This is a genomic window from Aquamicrobium sp. YD-1-mutant5, from assembly GCF_059509755.1.
Map to the genome: position 1 here is coordinate 132,142 of NZ_JCAKKP010000002.1, position 20,812 is coordinate 152,953.

Genomic DNA, 20,812 nt, shown 5'->3' on the forward strand with positions numbered 1-20,812 from the left:
TGCATTGCAGGGCCGGGGGCTTGGCAGGGAAAAGGGCTTGTCCCGCTATGCTGCCGACAGCGCCCGCTCAACGGCTTCAGGTTCGTTGCGGATGATCGTGAGAAGGATACGCGAGGGAGCATCGACCGGCGAGCGGCCCTGCTCCCAGTCCCGGATGCGGCCGAAGGAAAATCCGTATCGGGCAGCAAATTCCTTCTGGGACAGCCCCGTTTGCCTGCGAATAGCGCGCACGTCCACCTGCGGAGGGATGTGTACCCCGTAGTCGCTGGTGCCGGCTTCGCCACTGGCGAAGGCAAGCGCTTCGCGTGCGCCCTGCAAAATTCGTGATCCGGCCTTGCTCATTTCCTAGCTCCTGTTCTTCTTTGCCTGCCTGCCGGCATGTTCCCTCCATGCATCAGGAAGCGCGGTCAGGATCTTGCGCAATTCGTTTCGATCCGCCTTTGAAAGGTTCGCCTGTGTATCCTTGCTGTAGATATCGAGCAGGAACACCGGAATTTCTGCGTCGGCATAGAAAGTGATGATCCGGTAACCGCCACTCTTTCCTCTGCCACGCCCGCCGAAACGCAATTTTCGCGCCCCGCCGGTTCCGGCCATCACGTCGCCTGCATCCGGGTTTGACGCGATATAGGAAACGATCTCGTGGCGTTCTTCCCCGGTCACGTTTTCATCTTTTGCAGACGCCAGATAAGCGGGTGTTTCGATGACCGTTTGCATTGGCGATACTGATACGGAAATTCCGTACTTCTGTCAAGAACTAGTGCGGGATTTCCGTACTTTTCCGATTGCTCCAGAAGGGAAAAATGTGGTGATGGCCTGCGCAAGGAAGACGGACGTGGATTTTCCGGAGACGATCCGGCCCCGTCCCCTTTCGTTCGCCGGCAAACAGGTTGCGGAAGGAGGAGTATGATGGCGGCGCTCTTCCATCCGCTTTGCAGGCTCAGCGGGTCAGCAGCCCTGCATCGAGCACGAAGCCGGAACCGGTCACGAACCTGCTCTTTTCGCTGGCCAGAAACAGCACCGCTTCGGCCACGTCTTCCGGCTCGATCCACGGTACAGGCAGGAGATTGCCGGCCGAACGCTCCGCGATTTCTTCCGGCGTTGCGCCTTCCATCGCCGCCAGCCCGTCATTCATGGGCGTGTTGACGCCGGTGGGGTGGACGGTGACGACGCGGATGTTGTCGGGTGCCAGCTCGATGGCCAGCGACTTCGCCAGCCCGACGAGACCGAACTTCGATGCCGAGTAATGCGACAGCCGGTTGAGGCCGCGCAGGCCGGCAATCGAGGAATTGAACAGGATGACGCCGCTGCCGCGCGCCTTCAGGTGCGGTATGGCATGCCTGGCGACCAGCCAGTTGCCCTTGAGGTTGATGTCGAGAACGGCATCCCATTCTTCCTCGCTGAGTTCATGGGCGAGCCCATATGCCGCGATGCCCGCATTGCCGAACACGATGTCGAGGCCGCCGAAAGCCTCCACCGTGCGTTCGATCGCGGCGCGCACGTCGTCCTGCCTGCGCACGTCGCCGGTCAGAGGCAGGAAGGCGCCGCCTTCGGCTGCGATTTCGCTCTGCACGCGGGCGAGCGCTTCCGATGCCTCCGTGACATAGGCAGGGTAGCCCGGTTTGCTGCCGAGGTCGAAACCTGCGACCCATGCGCCCTCGCGGGCGAAAGCGAGCGCTGCGGCCTTGCCCTGTCCGTTGGCCGCGCCGGTGATGAAGACGACCTTTCCGTCGAAGCTGCCGGCCATGTCAGGCTTTCCTGTAGGGTTCGAGTTCGGGATCGGGGCTGACCTCCACGACATTGTTGAAGATGTTGGTGGCGATCATCAGCCCGGCAAAGGCCACCAGATCGACTCGCGTCTTCTCGTCGTAGCGTTCGCTGATCCTCGCCCATATGTCTGGCGGCACCGCGTTGGAGTTGCGCGCGATCGCCTGTCCGAAATCGATCAGCAGCTGTTCTTCCTCGTCCGGCTGGAATTCCTCCGGCGAAAAACCCGCATCGATCAGCGCACGGCGGAAGAAGAGGGTGCAGATCAGGCAGTCGCTGGCCGCGGAAATAGCGTGGGAGTAAAGCCAGAACGCCCGGTCCGGCAGCACCTTCGCAAGCTCGTCGCGCAGCGTGTACCATTCCATATAGGCCCGGTAGGCCGGCGGCGAATGCAGGAGCGTGCGCTTCATGTTGGTGACATGGCCGCGCGCGCGAACCTCCTCGTCATGCGCCTCCCGGATGTCGGGTGCGGCCGTCGCGTAATCGATCTGGCTGATGTGTGGCATCGATGCTCTCCTTGTGCGGGGGCATTCTAGCCCCGGTGACGGCCTCTCCCGAGCAAGCCACCGCTCGCGGCCTTGTCCGTTCGGGGAAAAATTCTCCGGGCGCGCGCACTTCCCCGCACGTCGTTTCCCCGCAGCGGAAAACGGATTTGCTTCGCCTTCGGGCGACGGCGGGTGAAATTTTCCCTTCTCGCGGGGTGCTTTGGTTTTCGCAGGCTTAAAAAGATGCGCTGCTTTGTGTGATCGTAATGCAAGTCAACGCAATGAGCATTCGGCAATGAGCGGTTTTATTAAGCGAATATATTCTGCGCTTGTAAGCAATTTGGAAATTGAATCTTCCAAACGTAACGAATGTCGGTGCTCATTCGGTGATGAATTACATTCATCTGATATAAATTTTCTTATTTCCAGTCAGGACGGATCTCAGATCCTGCACACGTTTCTGGAGCCTGAGCCGATCATCTGGACGGTCAGCCCACGCTTTTCGCGACCTGCCTGAACTTTCCCATCCGAAAAATACGAAGAAGATCATGAGCATTGAAAATCTGAAGCCTGAGACTCTGGCCCTGCACGGGGGCACCTATCGGTCCGATTCCGCCACCGGCGCGGTTGCGGTGCCGATCTATCAGACCACGTCCTACCAGTTTCGGGACACCGATCATGCCGATAAGCTGTTCTCATTGGATGAGGATGGCCATATCTACACCCGCGTTTCCAACCCCACTCAGGATGCCTTCGAGCAGCGGCTGGCGGCTCTGGAGGGTGGTGCTGCGGCGCTGGCGGTGGCGTCCGGCCAGACGGCATCGGCCTACTCCATCCTCAATCTTGCCGGCGCCGGCGACAATGTGGTGAGCGCCACAGATCTCTATGGCGGCACATGGGCGCTGTTTGCCGCAACGCTGAAGCATTTCGGCGTCGAGGTTCGTTTCGTCGACCCTTCCGATCCGGAGAATTTCCGTCGGGCGACGGATGAGCGCACCAAAGCCTATTATGCGGAATCCCTGCCCAACCCGAAGCTCAACGTCTTCCCGATCCGCGAAGTGGCGGATATCGGGCGCGAACTCGGCGTGCCGCTGATCGTCGACAACACGGCCGCTCCGCTGATCATCAGGCCTCTGGAGCATGGTGCCGCGGCTGTCGTCTATTCGGCCACCAAATATATCGGCGGTCACGGCACCTCGATCGGCGGCGCCATCGTCGATGGCGGCAACTTTCCGTGGGAGGAGCACGCCGGACGCTTCCCCACGCTGAACCAGCCCGATCCCAGCTATCACGGCAAGGTATGGGTGGAGGCGGCGAAGCCTCTCGGGCCGGTCGCCTATGTGCTGCGCGCACGCACCGTGCTGCTGCGCGACGTGGGCGCCGCCATCAGCCCGTTCAACGCCTTCCAGCTCATTCAGGGGCTGGAGACGCTGCCGCTGCGCATCCGCCAGCACAATGAGAACGCGGTGAAGGTGGCCGAGTACCTGCAAGGTCACCCCAAGGTCTCGAAGGTCATCTTCCCGCGTTATGCGACCGGCGAGGAAAAGCGGCGGGCCGAGGCCTATCTGAAGCCCGGAAGCTATGGCGCGCTGCTCGGCTTCGAGCTGAAGGGCGGGCGCGAGGCGGGGCGCGGCTTCATCAACGCGCTTCAGCTTTTCTATCACGTCGCCAATATCGGCGATGCGCGTTCGCTGGCCATCCACCCGTCCACCACGACGCATTCGCAGCTTTCGGAGGAAGACCAGATCGCGACGGGCGTGACCCCCGGCTATGTGCGCCTGTCGATCGGCATCGAGGATGCGGACGATCTCATCCGCGATCTTTCGCAGGCTCTGGAACAGGCCTGAGCAGCTTCACAAAAATCGAGAGGGACGGTTATGAGCGGCACATCCGAAATCGGGGCGAAAGGCATCTCCCGCCGGAAATTCCTTGGCGCGGCGGGGGCGCTGGGCGCGGGCGTGGCAGCAGGTGGCGTGCTGTCGCGCCCGTCGCCGGGCTTTGCCACGGCGGGCAATCCCACGAAGATCAGGCTGTCGTGGACCGAGTTCGCGGCCTGCCACTCGCCTGTCGCCTATGGTGTGTCGGAAGGGGTCTATGCAAAGCACGGGCTCGACGTGGAGCTGTTTTATCAGGGGGCCAGCGGGCAGACGCTGATCCAGTCCATCGCCACCAACAAGACCGATGCCGGAGCAGGCCTGCTCTACGACTGGGTCAAGCCGCTGGAGCAGGGGCTGGACGTAAAACTTTTCGTCGGCTCGCATGGCGGCTGCACGCGGCTGCTGGCCTCGAAATCTTCCGGCATCACCAGGCTGGAAGACCTGAAGGGAAAGAAGATCGCTTCCTACGATGTGGCGAGCCCGCCCAAGCACTCGTTTCAGGTGGCGCTGGCCAAGGCAGGGCTCGACCCCGAGCGCGACGTGGAGTGGCTGAACGTGCCGTTCGATCTGGTCGGCGAGGTGGTGGGGCGTGGCGAGGCCGATGCGCTCGCCCATCTCGATCCATGGGCCTATGCGCACAAGAAGAAATTCGACCTGCATGAGGTCTACAACACCCAAAGCGGCGTGTTCGAGGGCGCGGTGTGCTGCGTTCTGGGCGTCAACTCGAATTTCCTTGAAGCCAATCGCGATGCCGTGCGCCGGCTGGCGGAAGCCAATATCGAGCTGCACGAATTCGCCGCCGCCAATCCCGACAAGGTGGCCGACTGGTTCGTAAAGAACCTCAATCCCGGTTTTCCGCTGCAAGACATTCACGACAACATCGCATCGTGGGACCTGCACAACCACCCGGTCGGCAAGGAACTGGTGGAGCAGGTAAAATGGGCGGCGGATGACCTTTCGCTGATCAAGGTGCTCGATCCGACGACCGACAGCCGCGAACTGGCCGATCGTGTCACCATCGACATTCTGGCCTGAGCAAGAGGTCGGAAAATTGAGCAGCGTGACGGAAAACGTGCGGTCCGACGGTTATGGAAGCGCTGTAAATGCCCGGCGGCTGTGGTGGCCGGGCTTCTATGCTGCTGCGGCCTGGCTGTTGGCGGCGGCGATCACCATCGGGCTTCCGGACGTCGTGCCATGGGGCAGCGCCAATATCTTTGCCGGGCTGCTGGTCGGCGGGGCCGGAATTTTCGCCCTGCTCGGCTTCGGCATCGATCGGCTTGGCCGGGCGCGTGATCCGATCGCCTGGTATGGCCCATGGGCGATCGCGCTGGGGATCTGGTTCGCGCTCTGGGAACTGATCACCGCCAAGCTCGGCTGGATGCCCAAGCCGTTTTTCTCGCCACCGCACGGCCTGCTGCACGTCTATATCGTGGACTGGGAGCGCATCCTGATCTGCATCGCCTATACGGCGCGGCTGTGGTCGATCGGCTTCTTCTCAGGGATTGCCGTCGGCTTTGTGATCGGTGTTTGCCTTGGCTGGTCGAAGAGCTTTTCCTACTGGGGCATGCCGGTGCTCAAGCTGATCGGGCCGGTGCCGGCCAGTGCGTGGATCCCGGCGACCTTCTTCCTGTTCCCGACGACCTTTCAGGCCAGCATCTTCCTCGTCGCGCTGGCATCCGGAATCCCGGTGGCCATCCTCACCGCTTCAGGGGTCGGTCAGGTCAACCGGGCCTATTACGACGTTGCCCGCACGCTGGGCGCCGACAGCCGCTTTCTGGTGCTGCGGGTGGCCATTCCGGCGGCCCTGCCGAATGTCTTCGTCGGCCTGTTCATGGGGCTCTACTACTCGTTCGCCGTGCTGGTTGTGGCCGAGATGCTCGGCGCGAAATACGGCCTCGGCTGGTATCTCCAGTTCCAGACCGCCTATTCGGCCTATGCCAATGTCTATGCCATGCTGATCATCATGGCGCTGCTGTGCTCGGGTCTGGTCAAGCTGCTGTTCGTGGTGCGCGACAGGGTGCTCGACTGGCAGAAGGGGGTGGTGCAATGGTAGCGGCCGCAACTGCCGCCAGCGCAGCCGAAACCGTGTCCGGTCTTGCGCTGAGCTTTCGTGGCATTTCCCATGAATTCAGGCTGGATGGAAAGCCGCTGCCGGTGCTGGCCGGCATCGATCTGGAAATCACGGCGGGTGATTTCGTGGCGCTGCTCGGGCCTTCCGGCTGCGGCAAGTCCACCTTGCTGCGTCTGGCCGCCGGTCTCGATATCCCCGCATCGGGTGTGGTGCTCGCCGACGGGCAAGCCGTCACCGGGCCTGATCCGGCGCGTGTTCTGGTGTTTCAGGACCCGACCCTGTTTCCATGGCGCAGCGTGCGCGACAATGTCGCCATCGGACCGCAGGCGAGAGGCATCGTGGGGGAAGCACAGGCGCGCATCGATGCGGCGGTGGATCTGGTCGGGCTTTCGGATTTCGCCGGCGCCTATCCGCACCAGCTTTCGGGCGGCATGGCGCAGCGCGCAGCGCTGGCCCGCGCGCTGGTCAACGATCCGCGCCTGCTGCTGCTCGATGAGCCGCTCGGCAAGCTCGATTCGCTCACGCGTCTTGCCATGCAGGATGAGCTGCTTCGGCTCTGGCAGAGTGCGGGCTACACCGCGCTGCTCGTGACCCACGATGTCGAGGAAGCCCTGCTGCTTGCCAACCGGGTGATCGTGCTGAGCGACCGGCCAGCCGCGATCAGGGCGGACATCGCCATCGACCTGCCCCATCCGCGCCGGCGCGACGATGCCGGTATCGTGCGCCTGCGTCACGATATTCTCTCCATCATGGGATATGGCGCATGAAGCGGTTCCTTCTGCCCGGCAGGCTGGTGAAGCTGCTGGAAGTTCTCGGGCCCGCGCTGGTTGGGCTTGCGATCGTGTGGTGGGGCGTCGTCTACGGACAGGTGATCGCCAATACCGGCATGGCGCCGCAGCGCACTCTGCCATGCCTGCTCCAGACCTCGGACCTGTGTTCGCTGGCCATGTCGCTGTGCAAGGAGTGGCATTTCCTCGGCATCAAACGCTATTCAGCCGAACTTCTGTGGATCGGCACCGCCATCAGCTTGCTGGCGCTGGCGGCCGGAACGAGGAAAGATGGCGGCGGGCAAAATACCGGCCTGCGCGACGGCGCGCGCGACTAGCCGGTTGGGCCGTTACAGGAGGCAAGGGGACGGCCCTGCTTTTGCCGTTCGTTCGATACCTTCACGAAAATCCCATGTCTTGCATCCGGTGGCGGAGCCATGATGTTCCGACCGGAAACCATACGCGGCTGAGGCAGGCGCAGGACCTCCGAAGGCAGACGGAAATGGCGCATCAGCGACATTTCCACGGCGCCTGAGGTATCGGTGCGCATGCGTGCATCCGGCCGCCCGATGCTCATCCGCAAGTCTTCCGGTTGCGGATTTTTCATCTCGGTTCAGGTCGTGCCAATAGCCATGCGCTAACGGGTTTGCGCCCGGCCCGGCTTGCCCGACCAGCTACCGGGCCATCCTGTCGAACCCCACCTTCGCCGGCGGCATCTGCCGCCGGTACCGCCAATGCTTTGTCACTTTCCACAGGCTTGAGGCTGGCAGAATGGGCGGGTTTTCCTGCCTGCATCGCCCGTCCTGTTTGCATCGGCAACACCCGAAGCAGGGCTTGGTCGCTCTACCGATTGTCGCAGACTGCCTGCGGGCCGTATCCGGCGCACGCGCCTTAGAAAGCGTGGAACCCGTATTCCCGGGTACAAGGCTGAATCTGCCCGTTGAGAGCCCTTCGGGACATAGGCAGGGCCAGCCCGCCTTGTCGCACACGCAGGCGCTTTTTCATGGCAGCGGTCGCGAAGTTCGCCGGCGCTCTTTTCGGGTGAGCATTTTTTCCCTTGACAAAACAAGCCGAAACCTCCTGAATATTCATTATTAGGGAAGGGGGTCTGGATCATGCTCTGGCGGCTGTCGCATCCGGTTTTGTTGGCGCGGGCTCTCCGCAGCGGTGCCTTTATGGGTTTTGCCGGCAAAGCAGCGGCGGCCGGCAGGTTCGGAACTTCGCCATGACGTGGGAAATGCAGACCGCACTGCGGTTCAGGGATTTCGATTATCTGGGCCACATGACGGCGACGTCCTATCTCGCCTTTGTCGAGGAGGCGCGGGTCGCATGGCTGAGCCAGGCCACCGACGGCGAGCCCCCCGCCTATGTGGTGGCGACGCAGACGCTTGATTTTCATCGGGAGATTTTGCCCGCCGACGGTCCGATCCGTATAATGATCGACGCGCAGCTGATCTCGCCCCGGAAGGTCTCAGTCTCGGAGAAGCTTGTCGGAGTTGATGGGCATCTCCATGCCAGTTCCAGCGCCATACTTGTGGGATGGGATACTGCGGGCAGGTGTTCGAGACCTTTTACCGAAGCCGAGAAACTGCTTTTTTGTGACGTTGCTGACGGTGACCGCTCGGTAACAGAAGCCGGGGATGATAAAGGCGTATAAAGCGCCAATCATGAGGGGAAAATCCATGAACGCCTCCAACCGGCCCGACAGCGAAACGCGCGAGATGATCCTGCGCACGGCCGCGACGCTGTTTTTTGAACGTGGCTATGCCAAAACCAAGGTGATGGACATCGCCAGGGCCGTGGGTATCACGCCCGCCGCGCTCTACTGGCACTTCGCCTCCAAGGAAGATGTTCTGTTTGAATATCTGCAGGGCGCCATCGAGACCTTCAATGAGCGCATCCGGGAGGCGATCGAGGGTATAGAAGACCCCGTGGACCGCCTCAGGACGCTGGCGATTGCGCACACCACGCTTCAGCTTGAGTTCCGCGATCAGGCGCAGGCCGTCCACTCGCTCACCTATGCCTCGGCCGAGCTTCTGTCGGCGCTCTCGCCCGAGCGGACGACTTTGGTGAACCAGCGGATCCGCGTCCATGTGGACCGGATAAAGGAGATCGTTGTCGCGGGAATGGCCGCGGGGCTGTTTCACGCCAGGGATGCAAGCACCCTGACGTTCGCCGTGCTGAATGTGTGCGAATATTCGGCCTTGTGGTTCCGCCCGGAAGGCGCGCTGTCGATCCGCGACGTGGCGCTTGCAAATGGCGAATTCGCCGTGCGGATGGCGACTGGCTCCATGAGCCCTGAGCAGGACGGGGAGGCAGTCTGACTGTTCTGGCCGGTTTCCCCTGTGCGCGCCGCTGGCCAGCCGACAATTCGCCTGTTCTGATCTGTCCGGCCCTTTGCGTGTGTGCCGGCACAAGCCGGATGGCGAAGCGCAAAGAGGAGCGCGCGATGTAATCCGCGCTCATAATCACCAGGAAAGGTAATCCATGAAGATCGTAGTTGTTGGCGGCGCCGGGCGCGTCGGTGGCCGTGTTGTGTCTGAATTTGCGCCGCACAAGGACGTTTCCGTCATTGTCGCGGACCGGGTTGAGCCTCAGGATCCGGACCAGCAGTTCATCGCCATCGATCTTGCGGACCCGGCATCCCTGCGGGCTGCCTTTGCCGGGTCGGATGTCGTTATCAACACCTCCGGGCCGTTCGACCGCTGGGGCTCGGTGGTGCTGGATGCGGCCATCGATACCGGCACCAACTACATCGACGTGTGTGATGATCCCGAACCGACGCTTGAAATGATAGGACGCGACGCCGCCGCGAAGAAGGCGGGCATCCGCGCGGTCATCGGTCTCGGCGTCAGCCCCGGCCTCACCAACTATCTGGCCATGGTGGCCGCGCAAAATCTCGACACCGTCGATCTTCTGACGACCTTCTGGGGCGATTCAGCCGAAGGCCGCTCGCGTGAGGAGGCGGTCGGGCGTGCGCTCGGGCTTGCCCACTCGTTCGAGGAAGGCCGGGCCGCCTACACCCATCTCATCGTCCAGACCTCGTCCGAAGTTCAGGTGTGGCGCGATCATGCCCCGGTGAAGGAACGGGCCTGGCGCAAGGCCTATCGCGTGACCACCTCGCGTGGCGAGACCGGCATCTACCGGGTTATCGGCCATCCCGAACCCGTCACCCTGCCCAACACCGTCAGGACCCGCGATTGCCTCAATATCGGCACCGTCGACGCCGGCGCGGACCGGCTGATGCTGCCTGTGCTCGACCGCGTTATCGCCGGCGAAATCGATGCCGGGCAGGCGCTTCTGGAAATGGCGCGTCAGTTGCGCGAGCAGCCCGAAAGCATCATGACCGAGCGGCGTGGCGAACAGCTGCCGCGCAAGATCGGGGCTGCCGCGGTCGGCGAACGCAATGGCGGGCGCGATGGCGTGGTGGTCTTCCCCGGCGGGCCGATCCCCGGCTCGATGAGCCTGATCACGGCGCGCCCCGCAGTGGTGGGAGCGTTGCACATCGACGAAGTGCCGGTCGGCGTGCATTCGCCGGAAGACGCATTCGATGCCCGAACCTATCTTGAGCACTACGCCCGCCTGTACTGGGATGCCGGAACGGAGCCCTTTGTCCTCGACCGTGCCGGTGCTTCCGCTGTCGTCGAAGCTGGCTCCTGAAGGCCTTTTTAAGGCAGGCCCCGTCGGTGAAAGGGAGGGACAAGACCATGACGGCCAGTGCGAAAGCGTCTGAAGGAAACCCGATTGTCGGCCTTGCGGGCTGGCTCAATCATTGGGCCCGGCTGCAGCCGGAGCGGCCCTTCATGACGTGGCAGGGCACCTGCATCACCTACGCGCAGGCCGATCGCCTCGTGCGGACGGCGGCGGCCTCGCTTGCCCGCCTCGACAGGCAGAACGGCGCCACCGGGCGGATCGTGCTTTATTCCCAGAACTGCCCCGCCGCCATCATCGTGTGGCTTGCCGCTCAGGCGGCGGGGCTCGTTCCGGTGACGCTGAACCGGGCGCATCGGGGCACGATACTGGCCGATGTCGTGAGCCGCTCGGCCCCGTCCGTGGTGGTCTGCGATCCCGAGGGCGTGGACATACTGAAGGAGAGCACCGGCGACGAGACGCTGCACATCGTTTCTCTCGGCATGTCCTCCGCCGATGAGCTGGGCGAGCTGCTGACGGAAGCAGGCGCGGCCATAGACGTTCCCTTGCGGCCCGATCCCGGCAGCGACGGCACCATCATGTTCAGTTCGGGAACCACCGGCCGCTCCAAGGGCGTCGTCATCCCGCATGGCATGTTCGATGCCGGGCCCAGGCAGTTGCAGGAAGCCTGGGCGGTAACGGAAACGGATGTGTTCCATTGCTGGGCGCCGTGGTTTCACATCGCCGCGCAGCTCGACGTGTTCGCCCTCGCTCTGCGCAGCGGCGCCAGCGTGGCGCTTTTCCAGAGCTTTTCGCTGTCCCGCTTCTGGGACCAGATCAGGGATTCCGGGGCGACCATCTTCGGCGGCTTTGTCTCCATTCTGGAGATGCTCTACGCACAGGAGCCCGACCCCCGCGATCGCGATCACCGGCTCAGGTTCGGCATTGCGGGCCACATTCCGGCTGCACTCCGCAGCAATTTCCAGAACAGGTTCGGGGTGCCGATGCTCGATGCCTATGGCATGTCGGAAGCGGAGCCGCTGAGCATTCCCCGGCTCGACCGTCCCATCCCGGATGGCAGCTGCGGCCGCGCCAACCCGGATTTCCGTGTCGAGATACAGAATGAGGAAGGGCGGACCTGTCCCGCGGGCGAGGAAGGGGAAATCGTTTTCCGGCCGCTGTCCGATCACGTCATGATGAGCGGCTATCTGGACGAGCCGGAACGCTCCCGCGCGGCCTGGCGCAACGGATGGTTTCTGACCGGCGATCTGGGCACCATGGACAGCGACGGCAATATCTTCTTCCGCGACCGCAAGTCGGAGTTCATCCGGGTCAAGGGCGAGAACGTGTCGCCTCAGGAAGTGGAGTCCGTGCTGATGGGACATCCGGGCATCGCCGAAGTGGCGGTGGTGGGGGTTGCTTCCGACCTTGGCGAGCATGAGATCCTCGCCATCGTGGTTCCGCGCGCCGATCTCTCCGCGGCCGGTCTTCAGGAATGGTGCGCATCGCGCATGGCAAAATTCATGGTGCCGCGCCATATCCGCATGGTGGCGGAACTGCCGCGCACCCCGACCAGCAAGGTTCAGCGTTCGGAGCTGCACAAGCTGCTGGAAAGCAGCCCTTCGGCAAGCTGACCGACAGGTCAAAACCTTGCAATGCCCTGCATGGCGCGCGCGATTTGCGCGCGCTGTCGTTTCAGTGGCTCTAAGATCAGCCGATGCCTGCGCTGCCGGCAGGTGCGTCAGTCTTTTCAGAAAGTCTGAAATCAGCCGCGTTGTTCAGCCCCATGGCCGGCGATCTTCCGATCCGGCTGCACCGCATTGCGCTGACAGCAATGCATCGGATGCCGACGATGTCCGCAAGTCAGCAGGCCCGGCGGAAATCGAAAGCAGGGCCTGACCCGGTGTTCAGCCCCCACATTCAGCTCTTTGAAAGCGATGAGAAAAGACAGGCGGACAGGCTAATTCTCGCTGTCCGCCTGCCTTGCCATTGCTACGCTGGCCTGTGTGCGATCAGAACGAGCGGCGGAACCGCAACCAGCCGCCCATGGAATCGGAATTGCTGGTCTTGAAATTGTCCTTGTAGGAAATTTCCGGCTGGATGTAGAAGCCCGGCGTCACGTTGTAGAGGACGTTGGCCACCAGCGCGAAATTCTCATTCTCATCGTAGCCGAGGGCTATGTTTGCGCCCAGTTTCGATGAGAGCCTGGCGCTTCCGCCACCCCATGCGGCCCAGTTGCCGCCCCACGGCTTGTAGACGCTGTTGGCGATGTGGTCGTCGGTGCCGTAACCCACCATCGCCCACAGGGCGATGCTGTCGGTGGGCTGAAGATCGACACGGATCTTGCCGGCCCATTCCTCATAGTTGGAATCATAGCCGACAACGCCGCGAATGGATCCCCATTTCTGCTGGAAGGCAGCGCCCGCCACCATGTGGGGCAGATAGGAATCGATGGTGTGAACCGGCCCGTCGCCCTGTTCCAGCGCCACGGCGGCCGTAAAACCGTTGCCTGCGTTGTAAGTATAGGAAATCAGGTTTGTCGACTTCGGGCCGAAGGAGACCAGCTCTTCCTGAATGACCCGCCCGCCATACAGCGTTATCGTCTTGAACAGCGAGTGGGTATAGCCGGCGCGGAAGCCGCCCAGTTCCGCGAAGGCATGCTTCATCTCGTAGTATTGCTCGTTGCCGCTGTAGGGCGGCACATTGGTGGAGCGATGGTCGATCCACAGTTCGGTATAGCCCCGCAGGGTCCCGAGGTCGGTTTCGGAGCGGGCGTCGACCTGCAGGGCGAAGCGCGCACGCGAGTAATAGGTCTCGTTGGTTTCCAGACCGGTCTTCTTGTCCAGCGAGGTGCGCCCCAGAAGCTTGCCGGCGGCAACGTCATACTGGACGAAACCTGAAATCCTCAGGCAGTTCTCCGTGCCGGGAATGTAGAAGAAGCCGACGCCGTAGGCATCGCAGATGCGGACATATTCCGCGTGCTCGGGCTCGGCCACGACGATGGCGTCGGCCGCATAGGACAGCGATGCCGACGTCGCAAGAAACGTGGACATGATTGCAATGGTTGAGATAGTTTTCAAAACGAGTTCCCCCACTTGTGGATTTTTCCGATCCGGTTGAAAGACAAAATTCCTCCCCTCCCGGGTCGGAACCGATCCGGGTCTGGCTTTTCACAGGACATAGTTCGGGTGTTCAGACGATCGCTACATCTCGTCCTCCTGAGTTAAGGCTATGATTTATTGAGTGTTTTTATGAGGTGATCATAGGCGGCAGGCGTTTGTGCCAGTTGCTGATCCGCTCGTAGAGCAGGGTCGCTTCAAGAACACTGCGGTCTCCGCGCGGGCGCCCCATGATCTGGAAACCCATGGGCAGGCCGTTCTCGTTGAAGCCGGCGGGAACGCTGATGGCCGGGCAGCCGGACATGGTGGAGCCGATGACGACTTCCATCCAGCGGTGATAGCTGTCCATTTTGCGGCCGCCCACTTCCTGCGGCCAGTCGATGCCGGCCCTGAAGGGAAACACCTGCGCAGAGGGCAGAACCAGGAAATCGTAGCGTTCGTAAAGGCGCAGCAGCGCCAGGTACCAGGAGGTGCGCACGACGCTCGCATTGTAGACATCGAGGCCCGACTGCCCGAGGCTGCGCTTCACTTCCCAGATCGCCTCCGGTTTGAGCAGGCTTCTGGTTTTCGGGTTCTGATAGGCCGCATGCAGCTTGCCGCCGACGCGCTGGCTGCGCAGCGTCAGGAAGGCATCCCAGAGCTGGGCCATGTCGAAGAAGGGCTCGACATCCTCGACCACGGCGCCTTCTTCGGCAAACAGGCTGACGGCCTTTCTGGTCAGTTCCAGAACGCCCGGCTCGAAGGGAAGATGGCCGCCGAAATCACCGAGCCAGCCGATGCGCAGCTTCTTCGGATCGGCAGGAGCCAGTCCGGACAGCCAGCCCTGCGGGTTGTCCAGCGAAAGGGCGGCGCGCGCATCATAGCCGGCCTGCACCGACAGCAGCATGGCCAGATCTTCGACCGTGCGTCCCATCGGTCCGACGACGGGCATCTGGCTGTAGAAGACATCGACGCCTTCGATCGGGATCAGATCCTGCGAAACCCGGAAGCCGTAGACATTGTTGAAGGCGGCGGGATTCCTGAGGGACCCACCCATGTCGCTGCCGTCGGCCACGGGCAGCATGCGCAGCGCCAGCGCCACGCCGGCGCCACCGCTCGATCCGCCCCCCACATGGTCGGGATCATAGGCGTTGCGGGTCAGCCCGAAGATCGGGTTGTAGCTGTTGGAGCCAAGGCCGAGTTCGGGAACATTGGTTTTCCCCATGATGATGGCGCCGGCCTTGCGCATGCGCGCAACGAAGATGGAATCTTCCTCGGGAACGTAGTTTTCAAACAGCAGGCAGCCGAGCGTGGTGCGCAGGCCTTTGGTCTGCGCAAGGTCCTTGATCGCCTGCGGAATGCCGTGCAGCGGGCCGACATCCTCGTCTCTCGCCAATGCCAGATCGGCCTGCTCCGCCTCCGCCAGCAGCTCCTCCCGGGGCCGCAGCGAGACGATGGCGTTGACGGCCGGGTTCACGGCCTCGATGTGGTCCAGATAGGTCTTCATCACCTCGACGGCCGAGACTTCCTTTCTGCGCAGCATGGCCGCCAGAGGCACGGACTCGAATTTGCAGAGTTCGGGAAGGGTGTAATCCTGTTTCATGGTGCTCTCACTCATTTCCACTTTGCCTCATAGAAACGGGGCAGTTCGTCGGGTTGCGCCTGGAATTCGAGATCGGCGCTGAAGGCATAGTTCATGACCGAAGTGTACAGCGGTACGATATAGGCCATTTCCATGGCCCGGTTGAGCACTTTGCTGTAAAGGGCTGCCCGCTCATCGTCGTCGATGGCGTCCTTTGCCTCCGTCAGATATTTCAGGATTTCCTCGTCCCGCGCATAGTCGTCGGGATCACCGCTGAACAGCTTGTTCAGGGATGCGGAAACATCCATCACCGAATAGCTGCCCCAGCTTGCCAGATAGAGGGGTGTCTCGCCCTGAGCGTTCTTCTGGATGGCCGCGGCGGCCAGCAGAAACTCCACTTCCAGTTTGATGCCCACCTTGCCGAGAAAGCCCTGTATGGCGGCGAGAATGTTCGGCGAAAGGAAGCTGACCAGCTTTGTCGAAAATCCGTCCGGATAGCCCGCTTCGGCAAGCAGTGCGCGCGCCTTGTCGGGATCGTAGGGATAATCGACCGCATCGTCGGTGTTGCAGCCCTTCTGCAGCGGGAAGCAGGTCGCGCGCGGCACTTCGGCGGCCGGGCTGATGAGCTGGCGGGCAAGCGTCGGCCGGTCGATGGCGTGGAAGATCGCCTGCCGCACCTTGATATTGGTCAGCGGATTGTCCTTGCCGGTCACGCCGGCTGCATCCATGCGCAGATAGGCGATGCGCATCGAGGGCGTGCGCAGCACGTTGAAGCGCGGCACGCGGGCGAGGTTCTCGATCTGGTCGTTGGAGACGTCCCAGATCCAGTCCGCATTGCCGGACAGGAGCTCGGTGAGCTGGGTGCCCGCATCGGTGACGAATTTGAGGCTGATCCTGCCGATGGCGGGACGGCCCTTGGCGCTGCCTTCATAATAGCCGTCGAACAGTTCCATATCGGCGGCCACGCCGGGCTCCACCCGGGTCAGCCGGTACGGTCCGCAGCCGATCGGTTCCTGCGAGAATTTCGCATCGCCGACGGCTTCCATATAGACTTTGGGCAGGATCGGAACCGCAAGCGCAAGGTAGTCCAGCGCGGCCGGAAGCGGGTATTTCAGGTTGATGCGCACCACATGGTCGCTCACCTTTTCCGCCCCCGCCATCCAGCGCACATTGGAGGGAACCGACACCTTGGCATTGGGGTGCGAAACCTTGTTCACGGTGAAGACGACGTCATCGGCCGAGAACTTGTCGCCGTTGTGGAAGATGACGTCGTCCCGAAGCTTCAGCTCCAGCACGGTTGGCGATATCCACTCCCAGGATCTCGCCAGCAGAGGCTCGTGCTCATAGGTGCTGGAATTGCGGTGAACCAGCGTGTCCCACACGTGATGGGAAACGGTCAGCCCGGTTCGCTGCAGGTTCATGTAGGGATTGATGTCGGGAATGATCTGGCTGAACAGCACCCGCAGATGGTTGTCGCCCGACTGGGCGAAAGCCGGCAGGGCTGGCAGCGCCACTGCAGAGCCAAGTATCTTGATGACGTCTCTTCGGTTCATGCCCGTTCTCCTCCGGTTGTTCTGGCCCTGTTGTTCTGGCCATGTCGGCGTTTATGCGAAATGACACTCGGCGCTGCCGATGCCCGACAGGCGCTCAGGCGCGCTGACCCGGCAACTCTCCTGCGCGGCCGCACAGCGGGGCCGGAAGCGGCAGCCTGCGGGAATGTTGGATGGGTCCGGCGGCTCACCCAGAATGTTGAGGGGTATTCCCTTGCCGGTTTCCGGCGTCAGCACCGAATTGAGCAGCGCCTTGCTGTAGGGATGGCGGGAACTGCGGAACAGGTCGTCAGCGGTGGCGTATTCGACGATGCGGCCAAGATACATCACCGCCACCTCCGTCGAGACATATTCGACGACCGAGAGATTGTGGCTGATGAAAACCAGAGTGAGGTTCAGCTCCCGCTGCAGCTTCGCCAGAAGGTTGAGTATCTGCGCCTGAACCGAGACGTCCAGCGCCGAGGTCGGTTCGTCGCACACCACCACGCGCGGGTCGTTGACCAGAGCGCGGGCGATCGCCACCCGCTGGCGCTGGCCGCCCGACAGCTCGGCCGGATATCTGTCGCCCATGTCGGCGCGCAGCCCCACGCGCTCCATCATCTCGCGGACGCGCTCCATCTGCGCCTTTCCGGGCAGTTCGGCCTGCGCCGTCAGAGGCAGGGCGATGTTGTCCCTGATGCGCCGCTTCGGGTTCAGGGACGAGAAGGGGTCCTGCGGAACGAGCTGGATCAGCTTCGCCCGCTTCCTGCGGTCCATGGCGGCAAGAGACTGGCCGTCCACCAGGATGCGCCCGCTGGTGGGCGCAAGCAGGCCGACGATCATCTGGGCGAGGGTGGATTTGCCGCACCCGGATTCGCCAACGATGCCCAGCGTGCTGCCCGCCCTCACCGACAGGCTGATATCGTCGACGGCGACGAGGTTTCGGGTGGGGCGCGCAAAGCCTGCCGAAACGGCATAGCTTCGCGTGACGTTCTCTATCAGGATCGCTGCATCCGGGTTCATTGCCGCACTCCCCCTTCCAGTTCGTTCAGGTGCCAGTCCGCCGGCAGGGTGCAGCGCACGCCCTGTCCGCCCGGTGCCTGCCTGATGTCGACGGGCCGGGCGCAGATTTCGGAGGCGAAGCGGCAGCGGTCGCGGAAGCCGCACCCTACGAATTTCGGCGACAGGCGCGGCACGGTGCCGGGAATGCTGCCCAGCTCCTCGCCTTTCATCCGCTTTTCGGGGCGGGGAATGCAGTCCAGCAGGCCGCGCGTATAGGGATGGGAGGGATTGTCGAACACCGCTTCGACCGGGCCGGTCTCGACCACTTCGCCCGCATACATCACATCGATGTAGTCGGCGATGCGGGCAACGATGCCGAGATCATGGGTGATGAGCAGAATGGACAGGCCAAGGTCCTTCTGAAGGTCTTTCAGCAGACGCAGAATCTGGGCCTGAACGGTGACGTCCAGAGCGGTGGTGGGCTCGTCCGCGATCAGCAGCCTGGGTTCGCACATCAGCGCCATGGCGATCATGACGCGCTGGCGCAATCCGCCGGAAAGCTGGTGCGGAAACTGGCCAAGCCGCATGCCCGCCGCCGTCACGCCGACACGGCCCAGAAGGTCTTCCGCGCGCGCCATGGCCTGCGCCCGCGTGCCGCCGCGATGGCGAAGATAGCCTTCGGTCATCTGCGAGCCGATGGTGTAGGCCGGATTGAGGCTGGTCATAGGGTCCTGAAAGATCATCGCAATCTCATTGCCCGACAGGCGCCGGATTTCACGGTCGGGCGCGCGGATGAGGTCGACGTCGCGATATGTCAGCCGGTCGGCCGAAACGCTCGCATTGCGCGTCAGCAGCCTGAGGATCGAGAGCGCGGTGATCGATTTTCCGCAGCCGGATTCGCCGACGAGGCAATGGATGGTGCCTTCATGAATCTGGAGCGACAGCCCGCGAACGGCGGCGATCTCCGGGCCGAAGGAGATTTTGAGGCGGGAAATGTCAACGAGTGGAGCCATTACCATTCCAATCCGAGAGCCTGGCCACACCGTCGCCGACGAGATTGACCGCCACGACCACGAGCATGAGAGCGATGCCGGGAAGGGTGACGATCCATGCATTGAAGTACATCTGGTCCTTGCCTTCGGCGATCATCAGCCCCCAGGACGGCAGCGGCGGCGGAACGCCGAGCCCGAGGAAGGACAGGGACGCCTCGACGAGGATGGCGAGCGTGATTTCCAGCGTGGCGACCACGATCAGCTGCTCGGAAATGTTGGGAAGAACCTCCCGCCACAGAATCCACGATGTGGAGCATCCGGACACGCGGGCCGACTTGATGAAGTCGAGATGGCGGATCTGCATCGTCGTGGTTCTGGCGACCACGGCGAAGCGGTCCCACAGCAGAAGGGCGAGAATGGAGACCACGATGGCGAGGCTGCTGCCGACCATGCCCACCACCGCCAGCGCCACCAGAACGGTGGGCAGCGACAGGCGCACGGTGATCAGGAACAGCACGATGCTGTCAACCATCCCCCCGAAATAGCCGCCCAGCACGCCGAGCGTGATGCCGATCACCCCGGCAAACAGCGTTGCCCCCACGCCGATCAGCAGCACGATGCGCGCGCCATAGAGCAGCCGCGCCAGATAGTCCCGCCCGAGCTGGTCGGTCCCCAGAAAATGCTCCGGGTCATGGCCGTCCATCCAGAAGGGCGGCAGCATGCGTTTCATCAGATCCTGGGAGAACGGGTCGTGACCCGATATCTGGTGCGAGAATATGGCCGCGATGGCAACCAGCGACAGTATCAGCGCGCCGATCAGGAAGTCGGCCCGAACCCGGTTCAGATGCATATCCGGAACGCCCTCATGAAAGCCTGATGCGGGGATCGAGCATGGCGTTCATCACATCGGAGATGAAGGTGATCACCACGTAGATGATGGAGAACATCAGCACGGTCGCCTGAATGACGGCGACGTCGGACTTGATGATGCTCTCCCATGCCAGATGGCCGACGCCATGCAATGCGAACACGCTCTCGATGACCACGGACCCGCCCAGCGCATTGCCGAACTGGACGGCGGCGATCGCAACGATGGGGATCGCGGCGTTGCGCAGCGCATGCTTGACGATGATGGAGAAGCTGGAGAGACCTTTCGCGCGGGCGGTGCGCACGTAATCCGATGCCAGCGCCTTGATCATGCCAGAGCGGGCCAGCCGCGCCAGCGCCGGCAGCACCGAGAGCCCCAGCACGAGCGTCGGCATGATGAAGTGGCGCCAGCTGTCGGCGCCGGTGGTCGGCAGCCAGCCGAGATGAACGCCGAACACGATGATGAGCATCAGCGCCAGCCAGAAGCTCGGCACAGCCTGATTGGCGCTAATCAGGAGCTGGATCGCGCGGTCGAGGAAGCGCCCTTCATAAAGGGCGGCGAGAATGCCGAGGGGAAGGGCCAGCGCCAGACCGACCAGCATGCCGAAGACGCCAAGCCGGAAGGTGGTGGGCATGCGCTCGACGATGAGGGAGGAGACATCCTTCCTGAAATAGAAGCTCTGGCCGAAATCACCCCGCACCGCATGCCCGGCCCAGTCGGCGAGCTGAACCGCAAGCGGCCTGTCCAGACCATAAGCCCGGCGCACCTGCTCGATATCGGCCTGAGTGGCTTCCGGCCCGGCGATGGTCGTGGCCACGTCGCCGCTCATCCGGGTAAGCGAAAAGCTGATGAGAAGGACGCAAAGGCACACACATATGGATATGAGGATTCTTCGCAGAACAAAAAAAAGCACGTGATCTCCCCCGACGCGTCATCACCCTGCAGAGCGCTTTGCGGCGGCCGGGTCTGGTGAACCCCTGGCTGCCCTCACGGAAATCTCATCATCAGAACCAGCAGAGAAACTGGCCTCCAATGATTTTCCGAGCGACCGATGTTTTGGGTGTGAACTCTTGTTATTGCTCCCGAATAACGGATATTCAGGACTTTGGAGCGCGGATTGTCAAGGAGAAAAATTGATTTGCCAGTG

20 protein-coding genes are annotated in these 20,812 nt (G+C 62.5%); 9 read left to right on the plus strand and 11 right to left on the minus strand.

Annotated elements, in window-relative coordinates:
- Nucleotides 1-45: 45 nt before the first annotated feature.
- The 4 genes from AC5XE7_RS03300 to AC5XE7_RS03315 form a co-directional block, all read right to left on the minus strand.
- Entirely contained in the window at nt 46-342 is a 297-nt protein-coding gene (locus tag AC5XE7_RS03300) for a helix-turn-helix domain-containing protein (protein ID WP_495364777.1), read from the minus strand.
- Nucleotides 343-345: 3 nt separating this feature from the next.
- A complete protein-coding gene (locus AC5XE7_RS03305) occupies nt 346-660 on the minus strand; it encodes a type II toxin-antitoxin system RelE/ParE family toxin (protein ID WP_495364778.1) in 315 nt (104 codons plus the stop codon).
- A gap of 277 nt (nt 661-937) precedes the next feature.
- Nucleotides 938-1,744, minus strand: a complete 807-nt coding sequence (locus AC5XE7_RS03310) for an SDR family oxidoreductase (protein WP_495364779.1) — start codon at nt 1,742-1,744, stop codon at nt 938-940.
- 1 nt (nt 1,745) lies between these two features.
- Nucleotides 1,746-2,270, minus strand: a complete 525-nt coding sequence (locus AC5XE7_RS03315) for a carboxymuconolactone decarboxylase family protein (RefSeq protein WP_495364781.1) — start codon at nt 2,268-2,270, stop codon at nt 1,746-1,748.
- A gap of 527 nt (nt 2,271-2,797) precedes the next feature.
- On the opposite strand from AC5XE7_RS03315, the gene AC5XE7_RS03320 reads away from it, so the two are divergent.
- From AC5XE7_RS03320 to AC5XE7_RS03360, 9 genes are all read left to right on the plus strand, one after another.
- A complete protein-coding gene (locus AC5XE7_RS03320; protein ID WP_495364782.1) occupies nt 2,798-4,096 on the plus strand; it encodes an O-acetylhomoserine aminocarboxypropyltransferase/cysteine synthase family protein in 1,299 nt (432 codons plus the stop codon).
- A gap of 30 nt (nt 4,097-4,126) precedes the next feature.
- On the plus strand, nt 4,127-5,161 hold the full coding sequence (locus AC5XE7_RS03325; protein ID WP_495364783.1) for an ABC transporter substrate-binding protein: 1,035 nt from the start codon (nt 4,127-4,129) through the stop codon (nt 5,159-5,161).
- A 25-nt stretch (nt 5,162-5,186) separates the two neighbouring features.
- Nucleotides 5,187-6,179, plus strand: a complete 993-nt coding sequence (locus tag AC5XE7_RS03330) for an ABC transporter permease (RefSeq protein ID WP_495364943.1) — start codon at nt 5,187-5,189, stop codon at nt 6,177-6,179.
- Nucleotides 6,173-6,964: an ABC transporter ATP-binding protein gene (locus AC5XE7_RS03335; RefSeq protein WP_495364784.1), complete on the plus strand. Its 792-nt coding sequence runs from the start codon at nt 6,173-6,175 to the stop codon at nt 6,962-6,964. Before AC5XE7_RS03330 ends, AC5XE7_RS03335 begins: the two co-directional genes overlap by 7 nt.
- Nucleotides 6,961-7,302, plus strand: coding sequence for a hypothetical protein (locus AC5XE7_RS03340; protein ID WP_495364785.1), 342 nt, complete (start codon nt 6,961-6,963; stop codon nt 7,300-7,302). Before AC5XE7_RS03335 ends, AC5XE7_RS03340 begins: the two co-directional genes overlap by 4 nt.
- An 887-nt stretch (nt 7,303-8,189) precedes the next feature.
- The gene (locus AC5XE7_RS03345; protein WP_495364786.1) at nt 8,190-8,621 is read left to right on the plus strand and encodes an acyl-CoA thioesterase; all 432 of its coding nucleotides are present in this window, start codon (nt 8,190-8,192) and stop codon (nt 8,619-8,621) included.
- A 25-nt stretch (nt 8,622-8,646) separates the two neighbouring features.
- Nucleotides 8,647-9,288 (plus strand): TetR/AcrR family transcriptional regulator, encoded by a 642-nt coding sequence (locus tag AC5XE7_RS03350; protein WP_183832104.1) that lies wholly within the window; start codon nt 8,647-8,649, stop codon nt 9,286-9,288.
- A 163-nt stretch (nt 9,289-9,451) separates the two neighbouring features.
- Nucleotides 9,452-10,624 (plus strand): saccharopine dehydrogenase family protein, encoded by a 1,173-nt coding sequence (locus AC5XE7_RS03355; RefSeq protein WP_495364787.1) that lies wholly within the window; start codon nt 9,452-9,454, stop codon nt 10,622-10,624.
- A 47-nt stretch (nt 10,625-10,671) separates the two neighbouring features.
- Nucleotides 10,672-12,228, plus strand: coding sequence for a class I adenylate-forming enzyme family protein (locus AC5XE7_RS03360; protein ID WP_495364788.1), 1,557 nt, complete (start codon nt 10,672-10,674; stop codon nt 12,226-12,228).
- A 378-nt stretch (nt 12,229-12,606) separates the two neighbouring features.
- Here the strand turns inward: AC5XE7_RS03360 and AC5XE7_RS03365 are convergent, their stop codons facing one another.
- The 7 genes from AC5XE7_RS03365 to AC5XE7_RS03395 form a co-directional block, all read right to left on the minus strand.
- Nucleotides 12,607-13,647 (minus strand): porin, encoded by a 1,041-nt coding sequence (locus tag AC5XE7_RS03365; RefSeq protein ID WP_495364789.1) that lies wholly within the window; start codon nt 13,645-13,647, stop codon nt 12,607-12,609.
- A gap of 196 nt (nt 13,648-13,843) precedes the next feature.
- Nucleotides 13,844-15,295: an amidase gene (locus AC5XE7_RS03370; protein ID WP_495364790.1), complete on the minus strand. Its 1,452-nt coding sequence runs from the start codon at nt 15,293-15,295 to the stop codon at nt 13,844-13,846.
- A gap of 11 nt (nt 15,296-15,306) precedes the next feature.
- Nucleotides 15,307-16,827, minus strand: a complete 1,521-nt coding sequence (locus AC5XE7_RS03375) for an ABC transporter substrate-binding protein (protein WP_495364791.1) — start codon at nt 16,825-16,827, stop codon at nt 15,307-15,309.
- 51 nt (nt 16,828-16,878) lie between these two features.
- On the minus strand, nt 16,879-17,826 hold the full coding sequence (locus tag AC5XE7_RS03380; RefSeq protein WP_495364793.1) for an ABC transporter ATP-binding protein: 948 nt from the start codon (nt 17,824-17,826) through the stop codon (nt 16,879-16,881).
- Complete coding sequence (locus AC5XE7_RS03385) at nt 17,823-18,824, minus strand: ABC transporter ATP-binding protein (protein WP_495364794.1); 1,002 nt, start codon at nt 18,822-18,824, stop codon at nt 17,823-17,825. Before AC5XE7_RS03385 ends, AC5XE7_RS03380 begins: the two co-directional genes overlap by 4 nt.
- Nucleotides 18,802-19,647 carry an ABC transporter permease gene (locus AC5XE7_RS03390; protein WP_287942678.1) on the minus strand — a complete coding sequence of 282 codons (846 nt, stop codon included), beginning with the start codon at nt 19,645-19,647 and terminating at the stop codon, nt 18,802-18,804. The genes AC5XE7_RS03385 and AC5XE7_RS03390 overlap by 23 nt, the downstream gene beginning before the upstream one ends.
- A gap of 13 nt (nt 19,648-19,660) precedes the next feature.
- Complete coding sequence (locus AC5XE7_RS03395; RefSeq protein ID WP_287942676.1) at nt 19,661-20,578, minus strand: ABC transporter permease; 918 nt, start codon at nt 20,576-20,578, stop codon at nt 19,661-19,663.
- Nucleotides 20,579-20,812 lie beyond the last annotated feature (234 nt).

Coding starts and splice junctions, on each gene's coding strand:
- AC5XE7_RS03385 (WP_495364794.1), bottom strand. CDS start 18,824: ATGGTAATGGCTCCACTCGTTGACATTTCCCGCCTCAAAATCTCCTTC.
- AC5XE7_RS03320 (WP_495364782.1), top strand. CDS start 2,798: ATGAGCATTGAAAATCTGAAGCCTGAGACTCTGGCCCTGCACGGGGGC.
- AC5XE7_RS03300 (WP_495364777.1), bottom strand. CDS start 342: ATGAGCAAGGCCGGATCACGAATTTTGCAGGGCGCACGCGAAGCGCTT.
- AC5XE7_RS03335 (WP_495364784.1), top strand. CDS start 6,173: ATGGTAGCGGCCGCAACTGCCGCCAGCGCAGCCGAAACCGTGTCCGGT.
- AC5XE7_RS03365 (WP_495364789.1), bottom strand. CDS start 13,647: ATGTCCACGTTTCTTGCGACGTCGGCATCGCTGTCCTATGCGGCCGAC.
- AC5XE7_RS03345 (WP_495364786.1), top strand. CDS start 8,190: ATGACGTGGGAAATGCAGACCGCACTGCGGTTCAGGGATTTCGATTAT.
- AC5XE7_RS03390 (WP_287942678.1), bottom strand. CDS start 19,647: ATGCATCTGAACCGGGTTCGGGCCGACTTCCTGATCGGCGCGCTGATA.
- AC5XE7_RS03355 (WP_495364787.1), top strand. CDS start 9,452: ATGAAGATCGTAGTTGTTGGCGGCGCCGGGCGCGTCGGTGGCCGTGTT.
- AC5XE7_RS03360 (WP_495364788.1), top strand. CDS start 10,672: ATGACGGCCAGTGCGAAAGCGTCTGAAGGAAACCCGATTGTCGGCCTT.
- AC5XE7_RS03370 (WP_495364790.1), bottom strand. CDS start 15,295: ATGAAACAGGATTACACCCTTCCCGAACTCTGCAAATTCGAGTCCGTG.
- AC5XE7_RS03315 (WP_495364781.1), bottom strand. CDS start 2,270: ATGCCACACATCAGCCAGATCGATTACGCGACGGCCGCACCCGACATC.
- AC5XE7_RS03375 (WP_495364791.1), bottom strand. CDS start 16,827: ATGAACCGAAGAGACGTCATCAAGATACTTGGCTCTGCAGTGGCGCTG.
- AC5XE7_RS03340 (WP_495364785.1), top strand. CDS start 6,961: ATGAAGCGGTTCCTTCTGCCCGGCAGGCTGGTGAAGCTGCTGGAAGTT.
- AC5XE7_RS03380 (WP_495364793.1), bottom strand. CDS start 17,826: ATGAACCCGGATGCAGCGATCCTGATAGAGAACGTCACGCGAAGCTAT.
- AC5XE7_RS03310 (WP_495364779.1), bottom strand. CDS start 1,744: ATGGCCGGCAGCTTCGACGGAAAGGTCGTCTTCATCACCGGCGCGGCC.
- AC5XE7_RS03350 (WP_183832104.1), top strand. CDS start 8,647: ATGAACGCCTCCAACCGGCCCGACAGCGAAACGCGCGAGATGATCCTG.
- AC5XE7_RS03325 (WP_495364783.1), top strand. CDS start 4,127: ATGAGCGGCACATCCGAAATCGGGGCGAAAGGCATCTCCCGCCGGAAA.